Below are 22,388 nucleotides of genomic sequence, written 5' to 3' on the forward strand. Positions count from 1 at the left end.
ATCATGTCAGTTGTCCAGACTCTCGGTTCGGGCCGGGTTTCCGGCCCTGTACCGAGTCTTCCGCGCGGGCGTTCCGGCCGCGTCCGCCGCCGGGAGTCATTGTCCCCGCCCGGCGTACTCCGGCGGGAGGCCACCCGGTGCACCCGCGCCGCCCGCGCCGCCAGCCGGCAGCACCAGGCCGCTATCCGGCCCAGCCTGGCCGGACGAGGCCCGATTCGTACGCCAGGACCACCAGCTGCACCCTGTCGCGGACCTGCAGCTTGGCCATGATCCGGGACACGTGGGTCTTCGCGGTCAGCGGGGTGATGAAGAGCCGCCCCGCGATTTCCGCGTTGTTGAGCCCCTCGCCCACGAGTTGCAGGACTTCCCGTTCGCGTTCGGTGATCCGGTCCAGGGCCGTGGGCGGTGTGGCGGCGCGGGACTGCACCGCCAGCGCCGCCATGATGCGGCGCGTCACCGAGGGCGAGAGGAGGGCGTCGCCGTCGTGCACGACCCGCACGGCGCGGAGCAGTTCCGCCGGTTCGGTGTCCTTGACGAGGAACCCGGCCGCCCCGGCCCGCACGGCTTCGGCGATGTACTCATCGAGTTCGAAGGTGGTGAGGATGATGACCCGCGTTCCCGCGAGGCCGGGATCGGCCAGGATCCGGCGGGTGGCGTCCAGCCCGTCCCCGTGCGGCATCCGGATGTCCATCAGCACGACGTCGGGCCTGTCCCGGGCCGCCAGGCGCACCGCCTCGTCCCCGGTGCCGCACTCCGCCACCACGTCCATGTCCGGCTCCGCGTCCAGGAGGGCCCGGAATCCGGCGCGGATGAGCGTCTGGTCATCGGCGATCAGGATGCGGATCATCGCCGGCCGTTCCCCGTGCCGCGGGACGACGGCGCCGGGCCGGGAACACCGGCCGCCGGAAGGACCGCCCGGACCCGCCAGCCCGGGTCCAGGGGCAGGAACTCGACGGTGCCGCCCAGCCCCGCCGCCCTTTCCCGCATCCCGGTCACCCCGTTTCCTTCGGCCGCGCCGGACGCGCCACGGCCGTCGTCGTCGACCGTTACGGTGAGCCGTCCGGCGTCCGGTCCGGCGGCGGGAGCGGCCAGGACGACGGCGGTCCGGCCGGCTCCGGCGTGCCGCACCACGTTGGTCAGCGCCTCCTGCACGATCCGGTAGGCGGCCTCCTGGACGGGGGCCGGGAGCGGGACCTCGATCCGCTCCTCCAGCCGCACCTCGAGTCCGGCCCGGCGCGCGGTCTCGGCCAGTGCGGGCAGTCGTCCGAGCCCGGGACCGGCCGCCGGGCCGAGCGGGACATCGTCGCGCAGCACTCCCAGCAGCTGGCGGACCTCGTCCAGGGATTCCTTGCTGGCCGCCTTGATGGCCTCCAGCGCCGGCCGGAACTGCTCCGGATCCCGGTCGCCCAGATGCAGCGCAACAGAGGCCCGGACGTTGATCAGGGAGAGCGAGTGGGCCACCACGTCGTGGATGTCGCGGGCCAGCGCCAGCCGGTATTCATCCCGGGCTGCCTGCTCCCTGGCTTCGCGCTGGCGGTGCCGTTCGGCCACCCGCTCGCTCCTGAGCCTGATGCCCTCGCCCAGCAGGACAAGGATGGCCAGCCAGGCGGTGCCCGCGAAGGCGCGGACCAGCGCCGTCTCAGCACCGCTGCGGACCGATCCGATGGTCACGGCAGCGGCGCACAGTCCGGCCACGGTCCACGCCTGCCAGCGCTTGCCGGCTGCGGCGGTGAGGATCAGGGCCAGCGCCAGCGAGAGCAACACCGGCCCCCACGGATAGCCGAGAGCCAGGTAGGCCCCGGTGGCTGCCACGGCTGCGGGAAGCATGACCAGCGGTGCGCGGCGGCGCAGGGACAGCGCGGCCGGGCCGGCCAGCAGCAGCGCGAAGGCCAGCGCGTCCAGCGGCCTGTGGTCCGGCTGCCGGGCTGCAGCGAAGAGGGTGCCCACCACCTGGACGGCGGCCACGGCGACCACCATGAAGCTCGTGGGCGGACCCTGGAATCGGCGCTGCATACCCCGAGCCTAGCGGCGGAGCGGGCCGGCGTCGTCTGCTTGACGGGGCATTAACGGGGCAGGGCGCCTACTCCCGCGGGAGTAGGCGCCCTGCCGGACCGGTGATTGAGCCCTGGGGCGGGCCGGTGATTGAGCCCGTCGAAATCAGGTCTCGACAGGCTCGACCACCGGGCTAAGGCTCGACCACCGGGCTAAGGCTCGACCACCGGGCTAAGCCTCGACCACCGGGCTAAGCGATTCCCACGTGGCGTTCCGCGGTTTCCACCACGTTGGCCAGCAGCATGGCCCGGGTCATCGGGCCCACTCCCCCGGGGTTCGGGGACAGCCAGGAGGCGACGCCGGCAGCAGCCGGCTCCACGTCTCCGGTGACCACGGCCTTGCCGTTGCCGTCGTCCACGCGGCTGACGCCGACGTCGAGCACGATCGCGCCGGGCTTGAGGTCGGCCGCCTTGATCATGTGCGGCTGTCCGGCCGCGGCGATCACGACGTCGGCCTGCCGGAGTTCGGCGGGCAGGTCCACCGTGCCGGTGTGGGCGAGGATGACCGTGGCGTTGACGTCCTTGCGGGTGAGCAGGAGTCCCACCGGGCGGCCGATGGTGACGCCGCGGCCGACCACCAGCACGCGCTTGCCGTTGAGGTTGATCCCGTGCCGGGTCAGGAGCTCCACGCAGCCTTTGGGCGTGCAAGGCAGCGGGGACTTCATGGGCCCGCTGACGCTGGCCACGAGACGGCCCAGGTTCATCGGGTGCAGGCCGTCGGCGTCCTTCTCGGGATCCATGGCCTCCAGGACGGTGTTCTGGTCGATGTGCTTGGGCAGCGGAAGCTGGACGATGTAGCCGGTGCATTCCGGGTTCTCGTTAAGCTCGCGGACCACGGCCAGGAGGTCCTCCTGGCTGGTGTCCTCGGGAAGGTCGCGGCGGATGGACGTGATGCCCACCTCGGCGCAGTCCTTGTGCTTGCCGGCCACGTACCAGGTGCTGCCCGGGTCCGAGCCCACCAGGATGGTGCCCAGGCCGGGGACGACGCCCTTGGCCTTGAGCACGGCAACGCGTTCGGTCAGTTCGGCCTTGATCGTGGCGGCGGTGGCTTTGCCGTCGAGGATCTGCGCGGTAAGCGCCTGGGCGGTTGTTGCGGAGCCAGTGCTCATCCGCGTCACCACTGCTCGTGCTGCGGGTACAGCGGGAAGTCCGCGGCGAGCTTGTCCACGCGGGACTGCAGGGCCTCCACGTCCGTGGCCGCACCGGCCTTCAGCGCCGCGGCGATGATCTCCGCAACCTCGGTGAACTCCTCGGCGCCGAAGCCGCGGGTGGCCAGGGCCGGGGTGCCGATGCGCAGGCCCGAGGTGACCATCGGCGGGCGGGGATCGAACGGCACGGCGTTGCGGTTGACGGTGATGCCGACGGAGTGCAGCAGGTCCTCGGCCTGCTGGCCGTCCAGCGCGGAGTTGCGCAGGTCCACCAGGACCAGGTGCACATCGGTGCCGCCGGTCAGGACGGACACGCCGGCGTCGGCCACGTCGGACTGGTTGAGGCGGTCGGCGATGATCCGGGCGCCTTCCAGGACGCGCTCCTGGCGCTCCTTGAATTCAGCGGTCCCGGCAATCTTGAAGGCCACCGCCTTCGCGGCGATCACGTGCATGAGCGGGCCTCCCTGCTGGCCCGGGAAGACTGCGGAGTTGAGCTTCTTGGCCCATTCCTGCCTGGCCAGGATCACGCCGGAGCGCGGGCCGGCGAGGGTCTTGTGCACGGTGGAGGTCACGACGTCGGAGTGCGGCACCGGGCTCGGGTGCACGCCGGCGGCCACGAGTCCGGCGAAGTGGGCCATGTCCGTCCAGAGCAGGGCGCCGACCTCGTCGGCGATCGAGCGGAAGGCGGCGAAGTCGAGATGGCGGGGGTACGCGGACCAGCCGGCGATGATGACCTGCGGCTTCTCGGCGACGGCCTGCGCGCGCAGTTTGTCCATGTCGACCCGGAAGGTGTCTTCCTCGACCTGGTACGCGGCAACCTTGTAGAGCTTGCCGGAGAAGTTCAGCTTCATGCCGTGCGTCAGGTGGCCGCCGTGGGCCAGCGAGAGGCCCAGGATCTTGTCGCCCGGGGTGATCATGGCGGCGAGCGCGGCCGCGTTGGCCTGGGCGCCCGAGTGCGGCTGCACGTTGGCGTATTCGGCGCCGAAGAGGTCCTTGACGCGGTCGATCGCCAGCTGCTCGGCGACGTCGACGTACTCGCAGCCGCCGTAGTAGCGGCGGCCCGGGTAGCCCTCGGCGTACTTGTTGGTCAGGACCGAGCCCTGGGCCTCCATGACGGCGCGCGGGGCGAAGTTCTCGGAGGCGATCATTTCCAGGGTGCCGCGCTGGCGGCCCAGCTCCTGGGCAAGGACGGCGGCGATTTCGGGATCAAGGTCGGCCAGCGGCTGGTTGCTCACGGCGGCGGATGAAAGGCTAACGGAAGTGGTCACGGATAACTCCTGGCTAGGCGACGGCACTGCTTTAAGGTCAGGTTACCGGCTGGCCCGCTGCGGCGCCCCCAGATTACGGCACCCCGAAGACGGGGCACGAGCCGGGGACCGGCACCCGTAGCGGGTGCCGGCGGCGGGCCGGCAGCATGGTGCTGGCAGCATCGTGCTGGCAGCCGGCAAAACAGGACCCTCGGCCCAGGCGTACGATCCGTGGTCTTCGTGAGTGCCGCTCCCTGGTGGTTCACCACCCAACGCCAGTTGCGACGGGTTAAGCCTACCCCAGGGCCCTGGCCCGCACCCGGTGACCGTGCCCGCTGACGGTGCCCGTGACGGTGCCCGGGCCCGCCGTTACGCGCGGGTAGGCTGTTCTACGTGATTGACGACCAGCTGACTGCCTCCTACATCCTTACCCTTTCCTGCCCGGACCGGCCGGGAATCGTCCACGCCGTCGCCGGCGCCCTCCTCGTGGCGGGCTGCAATATTACGGACTCCCAGCAGTACGGCAGCCAGAGCACAGGCACGTTCTTCATGCGGGTCGAGGCCACGACGGCGGCGCCGTACGCCGGGCTCCAGGCCGCCCTCGAGCCGGTGGCCCAGGCCTTCGGCATGCGGTGGAGCCTCAACCCGGCAGGCCGCAAGGTCCGCACCCTGCTGATGGCCAGCACCTCGGCGCACTGCCTGAACGATCTGCTGTTCCTGCAGCGCTCCGGAACCCTGCCCATCGAGATCCCGGCCATCGTGTCCAACCATCAGGACCTGGCCGGCCTGGCGGAGTTCTACGGCATCCCCTTCCACCACATCCCGGTCACCCCGGACACTAAGGTCCAGGCCGAGGACACCCTCCGCGCCCTCATGGCGGAGCACGACATCGAGCTCACGGTGCTCGCCCGGTACATGCAGATCATCTCCGACGAACTGTGCGCCGAGCTCACCGGCAGCGCCATCAACATCCACCACTCCTTCCTGCCGTCCTTCAAGGGCGCCAGGCCGTACCACCAGGCGCATGCCCGCGGCGTGAAGCTCGTCGGCGCCACCGCCCACTACGTTACGGCTGCCCTGGATGAGGGGCCGATCATCGAGCAGGAAGTCATCCGGGTGGACCACCGCCGCACGCCCGAACAGTTCGTCCAGATGGGCCGCGACGTGGAAGCGCGGACGCTGGCCCAGGCCGTGCAGTGGCACGCCGAACACCGAGTGCTCCTGGACGGCAACCGCACCGTGGTCTTCAACTGAACGGTCTTCAACTGCGCGGTCTCCGACTGGACGGCCGATAACTGGCCATTGTCTTTGGGCCGCCACCGTCCTTGACTGGAGCTATGGCAGGTATCCGGGAGGACCGGCTGGCCGGGTTCGTGGCGTTGCTCAAGTCCGAGGGCCGGCATTCGGTGCTTGGCCTCGATTGCGGCCACGGCACGGACGGGCTCCTGTTCGTAGCGTCCGGCATCCATTTCACCGGCGTGGACCCGTCGGAGGAAAACATCCATTCCGCGCGCGCCAGGGGCCTGGAGGCCTCGGTGGCTGCCGACGCCGTGCTGCCGTTTGCCGATTCGGTGTTCCCCGCGGTCTGGGCGGTGGACGCCCTGGCGGGCCTGCCGCCCGGGGAGTGGGACGACGTCGTCCGCGAACTCGGGCGCGTGACGGCGCCGGGTGCCCCGATCGCCGTCGTGCTCCCCGGCCCCGGGCAGGGCTTCACGATACTGCGCTCCCCCGGATAACGCTCCGCGGCTGACCCAACTGACTCGCACTAGTTGTCGTTTTGAACGCTGAAAACGGCAACTAATGCGAGCCAGTTGGGCCGGCTGGGCCCGATGCGGGGCGCGGTGCGGGGGCGTGTTCTAGGCTGGGGGCATGGCTCCCCTCTACGCTTTCGCCGGTGACACCCCGGCCGTCCACGACTCCGCCTTCATCGCGCCGACCGCCTCGGTGATCGGCAGGGCCACGCTGGCCGAGAACTCGAGCGCCTTCTACGGCGTCTCCGTCCGCGCCGACACCGCCGCCATCACCGTGGGCGCCGGCAGCAACCTGCAGGACAACGTGGTGCTGCACGCGGACCCCGGCTTCCCCTGCACCGTGGGCGCCCGGGTCAGCGTCGGCCACGGTGCCGTGGTGCACGGCTGCACGGTCGAGGACGACTGCCTGATCGGCATGAGCGCCACGATCCTCAACGGCGCGGTGATCGGCGCCGGATCCCTCGTCGCCGCCGGCGCGGTGGTCCTGGAAGGCACGGTCATCCCGCCGCGCTCGCTCGTCGCCGGGGTGCCGGCCAAGGTCCGGCGGGAGCTCAGCGACGAGGAGTTCGCCGGCATCCAGCACAATGCCGCGCACTACCTGGACCTGGCCCGGGCCCACCGGGAGCTGCACAACTCCTGACCGCCCGGGCGCCCGGTGGGCATGTCCTCCCGGCGCGAACCGTGCCGCCCGGCCCAGGCGCTCCGCCCCGGCCCCTCAGTCCAGCGGAATCGGCCCCAGCTCGTCCAGCAGGTCCCCTGGACCCGGGTTGCCGGCCGGGGTCCGGCCGCCGAGGTGGTTGACCACGCCCCAGACCGCGTTCAGCCCGGTGGTGATGGCGCCTTCGGCCCAGCCCGCGGTGAAGGAGACGTCGTCGCCGGCCAGGAAGATCCCGCGCTGGGTTTCCGGCAGCTTGTCCTGCTTGAAGTGGCTGAAGAGACGCTGCTGGTAGCGGTAATGCCCGGGCAGGTTCGCCTTGAACGCGCCCATGAAGTTGGGGTCCGCTTCCCAGGAGACGGTGATCGGCTGGCCCACGATGTGGCTGGTGATGTCCACGCCGGGGTAGATCTGGGCGAGCGAATGCAGCATCAGCTCAACCCGCTGGTCCGCATCCAGCGCCAGCCATTTGAGCGCGTCGTCGTTCCAGGTATAGGACAGCAGGATCACCGCCGGCTGGTCCGGGCCGTTGTCGAGCAGGTAGGTGGCGCGGTTCAGCCGGTCCGTGAGCGTCATGGACAGGACCTCGCGGCCGGTCTCCGGATCAATGTCCTTCCAGAACGGCCGGTCCACCATCACAAAGGTCTTGGACGACTGCATGTAGTGCGAGCGCTCGATCGCCGTCCACAGTTCCGCAGGGAAGAGCGATTCGTCGGTGTGGATCCGGGTGGACAGCAGCCACGACTGGCAGGTGGTCACCACGGCGGGATAGGCCGACTCGCGGCCCCACCGCTCCCGGATGCGGAAGTCGCCGCTGCCCTCGCGGGCAATCCGGTCCACGGCGCCCCGCGGGGCACCGGCGTGCAGTGACGCCAGGGAGGTCCCGTCGGGCCAGTGGGCCATGCCCGACGGCGCGTGCTGCCAGAGTGCCTCGGGGAGCCGCTGCGCGCCGCCGGCGATGAGGCGGTGCGCATCGTCGGCGTCGGTGTAGACGACGCGGAGGATTTCGAGGATGGAGTTGGGGAAGTCCGTGTCCCAGCCGCCGGTGCCGAACCCGACCTGGCCGAACGCCTCCCGGTGCGCGAAGCCGGCTTCCTTGAACGAGTCGCTGCCGGCGATGAAGCCGTAGAAGGTCTGTTCGTCCAGGAGCGGGAGGAGCGCGTTCCAGAGCTCCTTGATCCTGGCGGTGTCCCGGGCCCGGATGGCGGCCTGCATTTCGGCGAACTGGGCGCCGTCGTTGACCGCGGCCTTCCACGCCTCCGCGACCTCCCGGAAGAACGGCGGGAGGTCCGCCGGGGTGGTGGCGTAATGCTTCTGCCCGGCGAGCTCGATCACGGTGCTCGACGTCGCCGCCGCCAGCGGGTTCGGGAACTCCCGGGTTTGAAGTCCGAGCAGGTCCACGTAGTGGTAGAAGGCTTTGCCGGAGACCGGGAAGCGCATCCCGCCGAGGTCGGCGACGACGCCGGGCGCGGAGGGGAAGCTCGCCGTCCGCAGCCGGCCGCCGATCCGGTCCGCTTCGTAGAGGACCGGGCGCAGGCCAAGCTTCATCAGCTCGTAGGCGGCCACCAGCCCGGAGAGGCCGGCGCCGACCACCGCCACCTCGGTCCCGTACAACGCCGGCGGGACCGAGCCCAGGCCGTCCGGATGGGCCAGGTAGTGGTCATAGCTGAACGGGAAATCCGGGTTCAGCATGGTGATGGGCCGGTCATCCGCTGGAGCGGCGGTTCCGGGGGCCGGCAGTTCGGTGGCGATGGTCATGAGATCCCTGCCTTCAGGTCCTGGGGTGTGGTGGTTTTGGCGGGTTGGAGGCCGGCTAGTTCACGGTATTCCTCATGGCCCAGCGCGGCCACCCTGGAGTTCCGGCGGCCGTAGCCGAAGTAGGCGCCGACGCCCACCAGCATCCAGATGCCGAACACCGCCCAGGTTTCGGCGCCGAGGTTGGCCATCAGGTAGGCGCACATCAGGGCGCCGAGGATGGGCGTGAGCGGAAACAGCGGCACCCGGAAGCTGCGCTTGAGCTCCGGCCGGGTGCGCCGCAGGTAGATGACGGCGACGTTGACCAGGGCAAAGGCGAACAGGGTGCCGATGCTCGTGGCGTCGGCCAGGGCACCGAGCGGGACGAGGCCGGCGGTCAGCGCGACGGCGCTGCCCACGATCAGGGTCCCGGCCACCGGGGTGCCGGTCCGGGGCGAGACACGGCCGAAGATGCTGGGAACCAGCCCGTCCCGTGCCATGGACAGCAGGATGCGGGTCTGCCCGTACAGGACGGTCAGCACGATGCTGGCGATCGCCAGGACGGCCCCGACGGCGAACACCACCCCGACCCAGGGCTGTCCCGTGGTTTCTTCGAGGATTTTCACGAGGGCGGCTTCGGTGCCGTCGAACCAGCCCCACGGCCGGGCGCCGATGGCCGCGACGGCGACGAGCACGTAGATCGTGGTGACGATCAGCATCGAGAGCAGGATGGCCCGCGGCAGGTCCCGCTTCGGGTTCCGGGCTTCCTCGCCGGCGGTGGACGCGGCGTCGAATCCGATGTAGGAGAAAAAGACGCGGGACGCGGCGGCCGAGACGCCGGCGGCGCCCATCGGCATCAGCGGTTCGAAGTGTCCGCCGTTGAAGGCGGTGAAGGCCACGGCGCAGAAGAACAGCAGGATGCCGACCTTGATCAGCACGATGGCGGTGTTGATCCAGGCGCTTTCCTTGGCGCCACGGATCAGGAGCACCATCGCCAGGACCACGATCACGATCGCGGGTGCGTTGAGCACCCCGCCGTCGCCCGGCGGCGCGGCGATCGCGTCCGGCAGGACCGCGCCGAAGACCGCCAGGGCTTCATTGACGTACTGTCCGGCCCCGACGGCGACGGCGGCCACGGAGACGGCGTACTCCAGGACCAGGCACCAGCCGCAGATCCAGGCCATGCCTTCGCCCATGGTGGCGTAGGTGTAGGAGTAGCTCGAGCCGGCAGCGGGAACCAGGCCGGCCATCTCCGCGTAGGAGACAGCGGAGAGCAGGGCGGCAAGTCCGGCGATGGCAAAGGAAATCCAGATGGCCGGCCCGGCCAGCGGCACCGATTCGCCCAGGATGACGAGGATGCCGGTGCCGAGGGTGGCGCCGACGCTGATCATCGTCAGTTGGATCACGCCGAAGCTGCGGACCAGGCGCGTACCGCCGTGGCCCGTCTCAGCCTCGCTGGCAAGCTGGCCGATCGGCTTGCGGCGAAGCAGTTGCGCGGCCAGGCCGGGACGGCGGCCCGTGGCCGGTTGGCGTTCCCTGGCAAGAGTTGGCACAGTCATCCTTGACGTCCTTATCTTCAGTAGTGGTCATTTTCCCCTCGTTCAGCGTAGGGGTGTGAGGCAGCTCTCATGACGGTGCAAAATGACCTATAGTCGTCATCCATGAGACTTAATGCACTTCACTCCGGACCCCGGGAGGGCGGCAGCTGTGGCTGCTGACGCCCCGGAACGGCTCGGCTTCGTCACCCTGGCGCAATTCCTGGCGCAGCTCCCGCCGGAGCTGAGGCTCCTGCACGACGCCGGCAACGGGGCGGGGCGGCTGCGCTGGGTGGAGCCGAGCGAGCTGGAGGACCCGACCCCGTACCTGCTCGACGGCGAATTCGTGCTCACTGCCGGTTTGCCGTTCCTCGGCGAGGGCGGCGGGGAGCCGCAGGTGGATGCCTATGTGCGACGCCTGGTCGGGGCGCACGTCGGCGCCCTGGGGTTCGGTCTCGAGCCCTACTTCGACGCCGTGCCGGAGGCCGTGGTGCAGGCCTGCCGGCGGCACAACCTGACCCTGGTCGAAGTCCCGCAGACCGTCCCGTTCGCCGCCGTCGGACTGGAATTCTCCCAGCTGCTGGAATCGGACAATGCCAGGACGTTCCGGCAACTGGCCGATACCAGCCGGCAGCTCATGCGTGCCGTGCTCTCGGCGCGGCCGGAACACGAGCTCCTGGCGGCGCTCGTGCAGCGGATTCCGGTCTGGGCGGTGCTGGTAGGGGCCGACGGACGGGTCCGCGCCCGGGGTGCGGCCACCCCGCAGGGAACAGGCAGGGCAGGCAGCGTCCATGGCGCGGGCGCAGCCGTGGATCCGGCGGCGCTGCAGCCGCTGCTGGCACGGCTGCTGGCCGGCAGCGGACCCCGGGTGGAGGTGGACTCGTTCGACGCGGCCGGATCGTCCCGGGTTTTCGGCTACCCCCTGCGCAGCACCCGGGACGCCAATCTGGGCGCCCTGGTCCTGGGAACGGACGAGCCGCTGACCCCGGCCCAGAACAGCGTCGTCTCCTCCGCCGTCGGGCTCCTGGAACTGCTGGTGCGGCAACGCACCAGCGGCTCACTGGCCCCCAGCCAGCTCGCCACCGCGCTGCTGCTCCATCCGGAAAGCGCGACGTCGGGCGGGGACCGGCACGTCAACGGCCTCAAGGACCTGCTGGCGCAAAGTGTCTCGTCCACCCGTTCCGGGCAGCTGCGGGTGGTGCTGGGCCTCCGCGCCGCCGGGGATGACAACAACTCCGTCCGGGGGCTGCTGGAATGGCGCAGGATGTTCGATACCAAGCTGGTGGAGCTCACCGAGTACGGCTTTGCCGCCATTACCCGGCTGAAAGTCGACGACACCCTGCTGGCTGAGGTGGAACGGCCGGGCTGGCGCCTCGTGATCGGGAGCGCCACCGACTTCGCCGGGCTGGCCGGCGCCTACCAGCGCGCCTCGTCCCTGCGCCCCCGCGTCCAGGCCACCGGGCGCAGCGTCCGGGTGGACGACGTCACCTGGTCCGTGACCGGGCTGCTGGGCGAGGAGGCCGGCGCCATGCTGGCCGCCCGGCTGCTGGAACCCGTGCTGGCCCTTGAACCGGAACGCCGCGACACCCTGCTCGGCGTCCTGCGCGCCTGGCTTGGCGAGAACGGCAGCTGGGACGCGACGGCGAAAATCACGGGACTGCACCGCAACAGCGTCCGCCGCCAGATCGGCGTCCTCGCGGAGCTGCTGGGGACGGACTTCAACCAGGCCCAGGCCCGCGCGGAATTCTGGATCGCGCTGCAGTACACCGGCGGGCTCCCGGACCTTCCGGCGGCCCCTGACGCGGGGCGTGCCAGCCAGGAGCCCAGGCAGGAGAAGGGTCAGCTGCCCCAGGACCGGTAGGTCTCCGGCCGCAGGTCCCGCAGGTACGCCACATCCCCGCTGCCGGGATCCGCCTCAGGCTCCGGCAGCCCGGCAAACTCCAGCCTGGCAAACAGCAACTCGTCCCCGGCCCCGGCAGCGGCCACCAGCGAGCCGTCCGGGGCGGCCACGACGCTGCCGCCGAGGAAGTCGCAGCCCTCCTCCGTGCCGGAGTGGTTGGCGTAGGCCACGGTCAGCCGGTTCTCCAGGGCCCGCGCCCTGACCAGCACCTGGGGCACGGCGTCGAACCCTTCGGACAGGGCCGTCGGGACCAGCACCAGCCCGGCCCCGCGCACGGCGGCAGCCCGGACGGACTCGGGGAACTCGACGTCGTAGCAGATCACCAGGGAGGTTTTGACCCCGTGGAAATCCACGACGCCGGGAGCCGCGCCGGCCGCGGCAAACGCCGCGCGCTCTTCCGGACCGAAGAGATGGACCTTGGCATAGCTGAGCAGCTCCGCTCCGGTCTCGTCCAGGAGGGTGGCCGTGATCTGCCATTCCCCCTCCGCGGTGACCGCGGGCAGGCTGTAGACCAGCCCGATGCCATGCCTGCGGGCGATGTCCGCGAGGGTCCGGCGGAGGGACGGCAGCACCGCAGGGTCCAGTTCCGCCCGGATCCTGCGCGGCGCGTACCCCACCGGGAACAGCTCCGGCGTCAGGAGCAGCTGCGCACCGGCAGCGGCGGCCTTCCCCGCGGCCTCCTCCACCGCCGCGCAGTTCGCGTCCATGTCCAGCACGGCGGCATTCGCCTGCATCACGGCCAGCAGCACCATTACCACCTCAACCTCTCCACGGGGCCTCCGCAGCATGCAAATGCAGTACGCAGAATGCAGTACGCAGAATGCAGTACGCAGAATGCAGCACGCGGCATGCAGCGCCTGAACGCAGCACGCGGAAGCCCGGCCAGCATCTCTTCCTGCCCAGCCTAGCCACCTGCGGTGCCGCCGGCCTGGTGCATTTCCGCCCGGCAGGTGCGGCCGGAGGACAGAAAGCCCTGCCGTGCCGGCAGCAGGCGCGCGCCGACGCATACGTTAACTTCTTGACTACAAACCGGGGATGCGGGACGCTTCATTCATGCCCTCATCAACGAGCTCAACGAGGAGCCGAAGCAAAAACCCCGGATCGCAGTCGGCGCTCCGGCATCTGAACCAGCAGCGGATCATCGAATGCCTCCTGGCCGGACCGTCCACGCAGGCCGAGCTCGCACGGCAGACCGGCCTCTCCACGGCCACGGTCTCGAACATCGTCAGGATCATGCAGGAGGCAGGACTCGCTTCCACCGAACCGATCACCAGCTCCGGGCGGCGCGCCCTGAACGTCCGGCTGAACAGCAACGGCGCCGTCGCCGTGGGGATCGACTTCGGCCGCCGGCACCTGCGGGTGGTCCTGGCCTCGCTCAGTTACCACGTGCTCGCCAAGCAATCGGTCCTGCTCCCCCTGGGCCACCACGCCGAGGAAGGCATCGCCGCCGCCGTCGGCGTCCTTGAGGCGCTGCTGGCTGAAAGCGGCGTGGAACGCAGCGCCCTGGTAGGCGCCGGCGTCGGCATTCCGGGGCCCATCGACCGCCGCACCGGAACCGTGGCGCAGGGCGCCATCCTGCCCGAATGGGTCGGCATCGACATCCTCCGCCGCCTCGAGGAAGCCCTGAAACTCCCCGTGTTTGTTGACAACGACGCCAATCTCGGCGCCCTGTCGGAGGTCACCTGGGGGCCGCACACCGGCATCAACAATCTGATGTTCCTGAAGATCGGCTCGGGCATCGGCGCGGGGCTGATCCTCAACGGCGCGCCCTACTACGGCAACGTCGGGATCACCGGCGAAATCGGCCATGCCACCATCCATGAGCACGGGCTCGTCTGCCGGTGCGGAAACCGGGGCTGCCTGGAAACGGTCGCCTCCACCACCACCATGATCGAACTCCTGAGCCGCGGGGAGGACAAGCCGCTGGCGCCGGAAGACATCGTCCGCAAAGCCCTCGCCAGGGACTCCGCGACGGTGCGGGTGGTGGACGACGCCGGACTGGCCGTCGGACGCGCCCTGGGCAATGTGGCGAACCTGATCAACCCCGAAGTGATCGTCGTGGGCGGGCCGCTGGCGGGCCTGGGCGACCTGCTCCTGGACCCCATCCGCCGGGGCCTGACCCGCCATGCCGTGCCCCTGATCGGCGAGACGACGACCCTCACCATGTCCTCCCTGGGCGACCGGGCCGAGGCCCTCGGGGCCACGGCGCTGGTCTTCCAGCACGCCGGAATCCGCCGGAATTGAGGTATTCGTTATCGGCCTGTTGCGTTAAAGACTTGACTACAACGTATGTGATCCAGTTTACTTTTTCATCAGACGACCCTGTGCTTTGCAGGGCGGACAACGAAGTCATGCATTGGAGGCGTAAGGGAATATGACGTCCCTCGACACGCACAGCGATCCGATCATCCTCGAGATGCGCTCCATCACCAAGGAATTCCCCGGCGTTAAAGCCTTGTCCGAGGTAAGCCTGCGGGTGAAGGCCGGCGAGATCCACGCAATCTGCGGTGAGAACGGAGCCGGCAAATCCACGCTCATGAAGGTGCTGTCCGGCGTGTACCCGTACGGCAGCTATGAAGGCGACATCGTCTACCAGGGCGAAGTCCAGGAGTTCAAGGACATCCGTGCCAGCGAGCGCGCCGGGATCGTGATCATCCACCAGGAACTCGCGCTGATCCCGGAACTGTCCATCATGGAGAACATCTTCCTCGGCAACGAACCCACCAGGCGCGGGGTGATCGACTGGGCCGAGGCCCGGACCCGTTCCACCGAGCTGCTGGCCCGGGTGGGCCTGCGGGACCATCCGGAAACCCCGGTCAAGGAAATCGGCGTCGGCAAGCAGCAGCTGGTCGAAATCGCCAAGGCCCTGAACAAGTCCGTGAAGCTCCTCATCCTGGACGAGCCCACGGCCGCCCTGAACGAATCCGATTCCCAGCACCTGCTGGACCTGATGCTCGGCCTGAAGGGCCGCGGGATCACGTCCATCATGATTTCCCACAAGCTCAACGAGATCGAGCAGATCGCGGATTCCATCACCATCATCCGCGACGGCAAGGCCATCGAAACCCTCGATGTCAAGGCCGACGGCGTCGATGAGGACCGCATCATCAAGGGCATGGTGGGCCGGACCCTGGAGTCCCGGTTCCCGGACCACGAGCCCAAGATCGGCGAGGTGTTCTTCGAGGTCAAGAACTGGAACGTGGGGCACCCGCAGATCCAGGACCGCATGGTCTGCAAGGACTCCAGCTTCTTCGTCCGCCGCGGCGAAATCGTCGGCTTCGCCGGGCTCATGGGCGCCGGCCGCACCGAGCTGGCCCGCTCGGTGTTCGGGCGCTCCTACGGACGGTTCATTTCCGGCCACATCTACAAGGACGGCAAGGAACGCACCTTCCGCAACGTCAAGCAGGCCATCGACGCCAGGCTGGGCTACGTCACCGAGGACCGCAAGACCCTGGGACTGAACCTGCTGGACGATATCAAGGCCACCACGGTTTCGGCCGCACTGAAGAAGATCAGCAAGCACAACATCGTGGATGCCAACAAGGAATTCACGGTCGCAGAGCAGTACCGGAAGTCGCTGCGCACCAAGGCCCCGTCCGTTGAAGAGGGGGTGGCCAAGCTCTCCGGCGGCAACCAGCAGAAGGTGGTGCTGGCCAAGTGGATGTTCACCGACCCGGACCTCCTGATCCTGGACGAACCCACCCGCGGGATCGACGTCGGAGCGAAGTATGAGATTTACGGCATCATCCAGCAGCTGGCGAACCAGGGCAAGGGCGTCATCGTCATTTCCTCCGAGCTCCCGGAGCTGCTGGGTCTTTCCGACCGCATCTACACCATCTTCGAAGGCGCCATCACCGGCGTCCTGGACAAAGACGAAGCCAGCCAGGAAAGCCTCATGAAACTCATGACTTCCGCCCGCAAGACCGCCTTACCCTCTGGAAACCTTCCAGAACCTTCCGGACAAGGACCGACACAATGAACGCGCTCAAGAAACTCTTTGGCGGCAACACCCGCCAATTCGGCATGATCTTCGCCCTGGTTGCACTGATCGTCTTCTTCCAGATTTTCACAGAGGGCCGCACGCTCACCCCGGGTAACGTCATCAACCTCTTCAACGGCAACTCGTACATCCTGATCCTCGCGATCGGCATGGTCCTGGTGATCATCGCCGGCCACATCGACCTCTCGGTCGGCTCGATTGCGGCCTTCGTGGGCGTCAGCGTGGCACTCGCCATCCGCGACTGGGGCATCCCCTGGTACGCCGGCATCCTGCTGGGCCTGGCCCTCGGGGCCCTGATCGGGGCCTGGCAAGGGTTCTGGACGGCCTTTGTGGGCATCCCTGCCTTCATCGTGACGCTGGCCGGCATGCTCCTCTTCCGCGGCTTCAACCAGTTCGTGGGCAAGTCCAACACCATCCCCGTCCCCAAGGACTTCCAGTACATCGGCTCCGGCTACCTCCCGGAGGTGGGCCCCAACACAGGTTTCAACAACCTCACCGTGCTGCTGGGCCTGCTCGGCGTCGCGTTCGTGATCTTCAGCGAACTCCGCTCCCGCCGCAACGCGAAGGCACTCGGCGCTGAGGTCCCCGAGGGCTGGGTGGTCATCACCAAGCTGGTGCTGATCTGCGGCGCCATCCTCTACGCGACGTACCTGTTCGCGACCGGCCGGCCGGGAACGTCCTTTCCGATCCCCGGCCTGATCCTCGCCGTCCTCGTGATCATCTACGGCTTCATCGCCTCCAAGACCATCATCGGCCGCCACATCTACGCGGTCGGCGGCAACCGGCACGCCGCCGAGCTCTCGGGTGTCCAGTCCAAGAAGGTCAACTTCCTGGTGATGATGAACATGGCCATCCTCGCCGGGCTGGCGGGCATGATCTTCGTCGGCCGCTCCACCGCATCGGGCCCGTTCGACGGCGTCGGCTGGGAACTGGACGCCATCGCCGCCGTGTTCATCGGCGGCGCGGCAGTGACCGGCGGCGTGGGCACCGTGATCGGCTCGATCGTCGGCGGGCTCGTGATGGCCGTGCTGAACAACGGCCTGCAGCTCCTCGGCGTGGGCGCGGACCTCACCCAGATCATCAAGGGCCTCGTGCTCCTGATCGCCGTGGCGTTCGACGTCTACAACAAGAGCCAGGGCAAGAAATCGATCATCGGCATGATGATGAAAAACTTCGGCCGCAGCAGCGAAATCGGGCCCGACGAGACCACATCCACCAAAGAGGCCATTGCAAAGGGAGCCTAACCCGCCCCCCACGATTCTCCGCACACCACCTATAGAAAGTGAACCAAGCAATGCAACTGATTGGTAAAGCAGGAAAGGCAGCAGCCATCGCTGCCATTGCGGCACTGGCGCTCACGGCCTGCGGCCGTACCGACACCGGACCTTCCGGCGGCTCGAGCACGGGCGGCGAGGCATTCCCGAAGAACTCTTCGATCGGCGTCGCGCTGCCCCAGAAGACCAGTGAAAACTGGGTCCTGGCGGAAAAGCTGTTCAACGACGGCCTCAACGGCGCCGGCTTCAAGGCCGATGTGCAGTTCGCCAACGGCGGCGTTTCGGAGCAGCAGAACCAGATCAGCGCCATGGTCACCAAGGGTGCAAAGGTCATCATCGTCGGCGCGATCGACGGTGCGCAGCTGGGAACCCAGCTCAAGCAGGCCAAGGACTCCGGCGCAACGATCATCGCCTATGACCGGCTGCTGCTGAACACCGAGAACGTGGACTACTACGTGGCCTACGACAACTTCAAGGTCGGTGTGCTGCAGGGGCAGGCGCTGCTCAAGGGCATGCAGGCAAAGAACCCCTCCGGCCCGTACAACATCGAACTGTTCGCCGGCTCTCCCGATGACGCCAATGCGAAGGTCTTCTTCGACGGCGCCATGAGCGTCCTCAAGCCCAAGATCGACGACGGCACCCTCAAGGTCCTCTCCGGCCAGACCTCCTTCGAGCAGGCAGTCACCCAGGGCTGGAAGGCGGAGAACGCCCAGCGTCGCGCCGACACCCTGCTGAGCGGCAGCTACGGCAGCGCCCCCCTGGACGGCGTCCTGTCCCCGAACGACCTTTTGGCCCGCGCTGTCCTGACCTCGGTCAAGGCCGCCGGCAAGCCGACTCCGGTCATCACCGGCCAGGACTCCGAGGTTGAGTCGGTCAAGTCCATCCTCGCCGGTGAGCAGTACTCCACCATCAACAAGGACACCCGCAAGCTCGTCGAGCACGCGATCACCATGGTCAAGGACATCCAGGCAGGCAAGACGCCCGAGATCAACGACGACAAGTCGTACAACAACAAGGTCAAGACCGTCCCGGCGTACCTGCTGGAGCCGGTCATCGTGACCAAGGAGAACGTCAAGACGGCCTACGTGGACGATCCGGTACTCGGACCGCTGACGAAGTAGCCTGACCGACGCTACGCACGAGCCCCGGCTCCCCCGCATGGGAGAGCCGGGGCTTTTTGCTGCCCGCCTGGCCCGCTGCGACTTCACAGCGGACGCATAGCTTTCCAGTGCCTCCTGCACAGCGATGGCTACCAGTGTGGGAGCAGCCGCCGGCCAATCCGTCCGGCCCTGTTACCCCTAGGAGTACCGTGAGCGTCCTTGCCCGGAGTGTTGGCAATGCCTTTCGAAACAAGGTCAGGACGGCCGCCGTCGTAGCCGTCCTGGCAGTGGCCATCGGCCTTGCCCTGTCCATGCTGGTGGCCAACCAGGCGGTGGCCGGGAAGGTCGCCGAACTGAACGCCTCGGTGGGCACCGTCCTCACCGTCAATCCGGCCGGCGGCCAGGGCTTCGAGGGCGGCGGCGAGCCGTTGACGGCCGTGCAGGCCGCGACCGCGGCGGCGGTGCCGAACGTGAGCACCGTCGTCGGCACCAAGGCGCTGCGGCTGCGCAACGCCGCCGCAGCGGCCGCTCAGGCAGCAGCAGGACAGGCCGGCCGGGGCGGCCCCGGCGGGCAGTCCGCCACCACGGTGACCACCAGCCTTACGGCCGCCGTCGACGCCGGAACGCTCGGCAACCGCAACCAGGCCAGTTCCGGAACCACCGGAACGGGGACATCCGGGGGCGCGGCCACGCCGGCGCCGGCGTTCTCGCTGCCGATCACCGCCACCGGCGTCGGCGCGGAAGTGGACGCCACCGGCAAGGCACTGGAGCTGACGCAGGGAACGGGCCTGGGCGACTACAACGCCGCGTCCGCCGGCGCGCTGCTGGGAACCACGCTCGCCGAGAAGAACGGCCTGGCCGTGGGCTCGACCTTCACCATCAACGACCAGACCTTCACCGTGGCGGGCCTGTTCGACGCCGGCACCGCGTTCGGCAACAACGCCCTCTACGTGACCCTCCCGGCCGCCCAGACCCTTGCCGCGCTGCCCGGTGAACTCTCCACGCTGATCGTCACCGTCAATTCCATGGAAAACGTCGACGCCGCCAAGACCGCGCTGCAGGCCGCCCTCGGCTCCGACAAGGCCGACGTCAGCCAGGGCCAGCGCAACCTGCAGACCGCCGTCAGCTCGCTGGGCAGCGTCAAGAACATTTCCTTCATCGCCTTTGTCGCGGCCCTCGGGACCGCCGGCCTGATCATCCTGCTGATCATGGTCATGCTGGTCCGCGAGCGCCGCCGTGAAATCGGCGTGCTGAAGGCCATCGGCGCCCCGAACCGCACCGTGGGCCTGCAGTTCGTGCTCGAGGCGCTCGTGCTGGTCGCCCTGGGCAGCGTGGTGGGCGCCGCCGTCGCTTCCTTCGCCAGCGGCGGCATCGCCTCTGCCCTGATCAGTTCCAACACCACCAGTGCCGCGGCAGCGGGCGGCGCTGCCGCCGGGCAGCGCGGCGCAGGCGGCGGTGCCGGCTTCCCCGGCGGCGGCTTCCCGGGAGGCGGTGCCGGCCTTCCCGCTGGGAGCCCCTTCGGCGGCGCCAACCAGCTGCTGACCTCCGTGACGGCGAGCGCCTCCCCCGGCGTGATTGCCGCGGGCATCGCCGCGGTGTTCGGCGTCGCCATCATCGGCGCGCTGGTCCCGGCCCTGCTGACCGCCCGCATCCGTCCCATCGAAGTCCTCCGAGGAGAGTAGCCATGATCGAAGTCAGGAACCTGGTCCGCACGTTCAAGTCCGGCGACCGCACCATCAAGCCGGTCAACGACGTCAGCTTCGAGCTCGAACAGGGCACGCTGGCCTCGATCGTGGGCAAGAGCGGCAGCGGGAAGAGCACGCTCCTGTCCCTGCTCGGCGCCCTGGACAAGCCCACCAGCGGCGACGTCGTGGTCAACGGCGTGAGCCTGGCCGGCATGCCGGACGGCAAGCTCACCGAATACCGGCGGCGGGACATCGGCTTCGTGTTCCAGCAGTTCAACCTGATCCCGAATCTCTCCGCGGTGGACAACGTGATGCTGCCGATGGAGTTTGCCGGGATCCGCAAGGCCGCACGGCGGGAGCGTGCCCGCGGGCTGCTCGAACAGGTGCAGCTCGATCCGGAGAAGCACGTCCGCCGCATCAACCGGCTCTCCGGCGGCGAGCAGCAGCGCGTGGCCATCGCCCGGGCGCTGGCCAACGCGCCCCGGCTGATCCTGGCCGACGAGCCCACCGGCAACCTGGACGAGCAGACCGGCGGGCACATCATCGAGCTGCTCAGCTCGCTGAGCCGTGACCACAACACCACGATCCTCGTGGTCACCCATGACCGGAGCCTGGCCAACAAGACCGAACGCCGTTTCCGGCTCCAGCAGGGCAGGCTCACGGAGGAGCCCGCCAGGGCCCGCGCGACGGCGGCCTCGCCCGCCTGAGGGCCGGGCACCTCGTGCGCCGCGGACGCTGGGGGCGGGTCCCTCGACCAGATCCTCCCTCAGCTTCGCGGCCATTCCCGAATGTCATGTTCGCGGGTATTGTGTTCGTTTTTGCGGGTCAAGTCCATTTGCGCGCTCCCGCGGGGCCGGCCGTGATGCCCCTGGTGTGGCTGGTGACGCGCAACCCGCCCCACGATGCGCCGCGCGGGAGGCCCGGGCCGGGTGGCCACGGCATGACGGATCCTGATATCCGGGTCGGGATTGCTCCTGCGCAGGAGCAAACACCGCCCCCGGCGTCCACGAGGCCTGAGACAGGGTGTCCACGAGGCCATGGGACGGAAGTGTCCGTGAAGTCATGAGACTCCACAGCGGCCATTCCCGGATCCCTCCCGCAGCCGGTGAGAAGATGGCTCCATGACTGCCCCCATCGCGAAGCCCTGGCTGTTCAGCCAGCCGGACCAGGATCCCCGCACGGCCACCGGCGCCAGGCTGCGCTGGGGGGTCGTCGCCACCGGAGGCATGGCGGCGGCGGTGACCCGTGACCTCACGCTGCTGTCCGACGCCGAGCTCTATGCCGTCAGCTCCCGCACCCAGGCGGCCGCGGATGCCTTCGCCGCGGACTACGGCTTTGCCCGGGCCTACGGGGACGACGCCGGCCAATCGGGTTATGACCGGCTGCTCGCCAACGACGCCGTGGACATCGTCTACGTCGCGACCCCGCACGCCCATCATCACAAGATCGCGCTGGCCGCCCTGACCGCGGGCAAGCACGTCCTGTGCGAGAAGGCGCTGACCGTCAACGCGCGCGAAGCCTCCGAGCTGGTGGCGCTGGCAAGGGCCAAGGGACTGTTCCTGATGGAGGCCATGTGGAGCCGTTTCCTGCCCAGCATGCAGCGGGCCTTCGAGATCGCCGCTTCCGGTGAGATCGGCGAGGTCAAGTGGGTCGGGGCGGATCTGGGCTTCCCGGCGCCGTACTCGCCCACCTCGCGGCTCTGGGCTCCGAAGGACGGCGGCGGTGCGCTGCTGGACCTGACCGTCTATCCGCTGCTGTGGGCGCTGGGCACCCTGGGTTTCCCGCAGACGGTCAGCGCCACGGGCTGGGTCAACGACGACGGCGTGGATGCCCAGAATGCGCTGACGCTGGGATACCACCATGGTGCACAGGCGCAGCTGACCTCCTCCCTGCTGGCACATGGCCCCCGCACGGCGACAGTCGCCGGCAGCCTGGGCTATCTCCAGACCAGCGGCTCGATCAACAACCCCAAGGAGATCCGGCTGAGGATCGGCTTCGACGAGCCGCGCAGCGAACAGTTCACCGTCGTCGGGCGGGGGTACAGTTACGAGCTCCGGGAGGTGACGCGCTGCATCCAGCAGGGGCTCACCGAGAGCCCGGTCATGCCGCTGGAGGATTCCCTGAACACCATGCGGCTGTTCGACGGCGTCCGCGCGCAGCTCGGGGTCAGCTATCCGAACGACGCCCGCTGACGGGCTTTCAGTCCCTGAACCGGCCTGTTTCCGCGAATTTTCGCGGGCGCTCTGGACTCGCCCCTGCGGGCTGACTTACCCTGTAGGCAATTGTCGAGGCTTCGGGAACGGGGGTG

The 22,388-nt window shown here is 68.9% G+C and carries 18 protein-coding genes and 1 riboswitch; of the genes, 11 read left to right on the forward strand and 7 right to left on the reverse strand.

Annotated elements, in window-relative coordinates:
• Positions 1-181: 181 nt before the first annotated feature.
• The 4 genes from ACQCSZ_RS14100 to glyA all read right to left on the reverse strand — a co-directional run bounded on the left by ACQCSZ_RS14100 (position 182) and on the right by glyA (position 4,467).
• Positions 182-847 carry a response regulator gene (locus ACQCSZ_RS14100; RefSeq protein ID WP_427004379.1) on the reverse strand — a complete coding sequence of 222 codons (666 nt, stop codon included), beginning with the start codon at positions 845-847 and terminating at the stop codon, positions 182-184.
• Positions 844-2,013 (reverse strand): sensor histidine kinase, encoded by a 1,170-nt coding sequence (locus tag ACQCSZ_RS14105; RefSeq protein WP_427004380.1) that lies wholly within the window; start codon positions 2,011-2,013, stop codon positions 844-846. Before ACQCSZ_RS14105 ends, ACQCSZ_RS14100 begins: the two co-directional genes overlap by 4 nt.
• Before the next feature lie 229 nt (positions 2,014-2,242).
• Positions 2,243-3,160 carry a bifunctional methylenetetrahydrofolate dehydrogenase/methenyltetrahydrofolate cyclohydrolase gene (locus ACQCSZ_RS14110; protein ID WP_427004381.1) on the reverse strand — a complete coding sequence of 306 codons (918 nt, stop codon included), beginning with the start codon at positions 3,158-3,160 and terminating at the stop codon, positions 2,243-2,245.
• A 5-nt stretch (positions 3,161-3,165) separates the two neighbouring features.
• Positions 3,166-4,467: a serine hydroxymethyltransferase gene (gene glyA / locus ACQCSZ_RS14115; protein ID WP_427004382.1), complete on the reverse strand. Its 1,302-nt coding sequence runs from the start codon at positions 4,465-4,467 to the stop codon at positions 3,166-3,168.
• Positions 4,468-4,653: 186 nt separating this feature from the next.
• Positions 4,654-4,739, reverse strand: a riboswitch (ZMP/ZTP riboswitch).
• 100 nt (positions 4,740-4,839) lie between these two features.
• Between glyA and purU the strand changes: the two genes are divergently transcribed.
• The 3 genes from purU to ACQCSZ_RS14130 all read left to right on the forward strand — a co-directional run bounded on the left by purU (position 4,840) and on the right by ACQCSZ_RS14130 (position 6,837).
• Entirely contained in the window at positions 4,840-5,700 is an 861-nt protein-coding gene (gene purU / locus ACQCSZ_RS14120) for a formyltetrahydrofolate deformylase (RefSeq protein ID WP_427004383.1), read from the forward strand.
• Positions 5,701-5,783: 83 nt separating this feature from the next.
• Complete coding sequence (locus ACQCSZ_RS14125) at positions 5,784-6,182, forward strand: class I SAM-dependent methyltransferase (protein WP_427004384.1); 399 nt, start codon at positions 5,784-5,786, stop codon at positions 6,180-6,182.
• 133 nt (positions 6,183-6,315) lie between these two features.
• Positions 6,316-6,837, forward strand: coding sequence for a gamma carbonic anhydrase family protein (locus ACQCSZ_RS14130; RefSeq protein ID WP_427004385.1), 522 nt, complete (start codon positions 6,316-6,318; stop codon positions 6,835-6,837).
• Between the two features lie 75 nt (positions 6,838-6,912).
• Here ACQCSZ_RS14130 and ACQCSZ_RS14135 read toward each other — a convergent pair whose 3' ends face one another.
• Together ACQCSZ_RS14135 and ACQCSZ_RS14140 are read right to left on the reverse strand one after the other, a co-directional pair.
• A complete protein-coding gene (locus ACQCSZ_RS14135) occupies positions 6,913-8,610 on the reverse strand; it encodes a flavin monoamine oxidase family protein (protein WP_427004386.1) in 1,698 nt (565 codons plus the stop codon).
• Positions 8,607-10,145 carry an amino acid permease gene (locus tag ACQCSZ_RS14140; protein WP_427004387.1) on the reverse strand — a complete coding sequence of 513 codons (1,539 nt, stop codon included), beginning with the start codon at positions 10,143-10,145 and terminating at the stop codon, positions 8,607-8,609. The genes ACQCSZ_RS14135 and ACQCSZ_RS14140 overlap by 4 nt, the downstream gene beginning before the upstream one ends.
• A 112-nt stretch (positions 10,146-10,257) precedes the next feature.
• Between ACQCSZ_RS14140 and ACQCSZ_RS14145 the strand changes: the two genes are divergently transcribed.
• Positions 10,258-11,982, forward strand: a complete 1,725-nt coding sequence (locus ACQCSZ_RS14145) for a PucR family transcriptional regulator ligand-binding domain-containing protein (RefSeq protein WP_427004388.1) — start codon at positions 10,258-10,260, stop codon at positions 11,980-11,982.
• Here the strand turns inward: ACQCSZ_RS14145 and ACQCSZ_RS14150 are convergent.
• Positions 11,961-12,773 (reverse strand): nitrilase-related carbon-nitrogen hydrolase, encoded by an 813-nt coding sequence (locus tag ACQCSZ_RS14150; protein ID WP_427008347.1) that lies wholly within the window; start codon positions 12,771-12,773, stop codon positions 11,961-11,963. The genes ACQCSZ_RS14145 and ACQCSZ_RS14150 overlap by 22 nt on opposite strands.
• A gap of 301 nt (positions 12,774-13,074) precedes the next feature.
• On the opposite strand from ACQCSZ_RS14150, the gene ACQCSZ_RS14155 reads away from it, so the two are divergent.
• The 7 genes from ACQCSZ_RS14155 to ACQCSZ_RS14185 all read left to right on the forward strand — a co-directional run bounded on the left by ACQCSZ_RS14155 (position 13,075) and on the right by ACQCSZ_RS14185 (position 22,272).
• Entirely contained in the window at positions 13,075-14,265 is a 1,191-nt protein-coding gene (locus tag ACQCSZ_RS14155; RefSeq protein ID WP_427004389.1) for an ROK family transcriptional regulator, read from the forward strand.
• Positions 14,266-14,395: 130 nt separating this feature from the next.
• Positions 14,396-16,000 (forward strand): multiple monosaccharide ABC transporter ATP-binding protein, encoded by a 1,605-nt coding sequence (gene mmsA / locus ACQCSZ_RS14160; protein WP_427004390.1) that lies wholly within the window; start codon positions 14,396-14,398, stop codon positions 15,998-16,000.
• Positions 15,997-17,265 (forward strand): multiple monosaccharide ABC transporter permease, encoded by a 1,269-nt coding sequence (gene mmsB, locus ACQCSZ_RS14165; protein ID WP_427004391.1) that lies wholly within the window; start codon positions 15,997-15,999, stop codon positions 17,263-17,265. Before mmsA ends, mmsB begins: the two co-directional genes overlap by 4 nt.
• Positions 17,266-17,315: 50 nt before the next feature.
• Complete coding sequence (locus tag ACQCSZ_RS14170; protein WP_427004392.1) at positions 17,316-18,416, forward strand: substrate-binding domain-containing protein; 1,101 nt, start codon at positions 17,316-17,318, stop codon at positions 18,414-18,416.
• 188 nt (positions 18,417-18,604) lie between these two features.
• The gene (locus tag ACQCSZ_RS14175; protein WP_427004393.1) at positions 18,605-20,077 is read left to right on the forward strand and encodes an ABC transporter permease; all 1,473 of its coding nucleotides are present in this window, start codon (positions 18,605-18,607) and stop codon (positions 20,075-20,077) included.
• A 2-nt stretch (positions 20,078-20,079) separates the two neighbouring features.
• Positions 20,080-20,787: an ABC transporter ATP-binding protein gene (locus tag ACQCSZ_RS14180; RefSeq protein WP_427004394.1), complete on the forward strand. Its 708-nt coding sequence runs from the start codon at positions 20,080-20,082 to the stop codon at positions 20,785-20,787.
• A gap of 414 nt (positions 20,788-21,201) precedes the next feature.
• Complete coding sequence (locus tag ACQCSZ_RS14185) at positions 21,202-22,272, forward strand: Gfo/Idh/MocA family protein (protein WP_427004395.1); 1,071 nt, start codon at positions 21,202-21,204, stop codon at positions 22,270-22,272.
• The last annotated feature ends 116 nt before the right edge of the window (positions 22,273-22,388 follow it).

It is taken from the genome of Pseudarthrobacter sp. H2 (assembly GCF_050157045.1).
Lineage (GTDB): Bacteria > Actinomycetota > Actinomycetes > Actinomycetales > Micrococcaceae > Arthrobacter.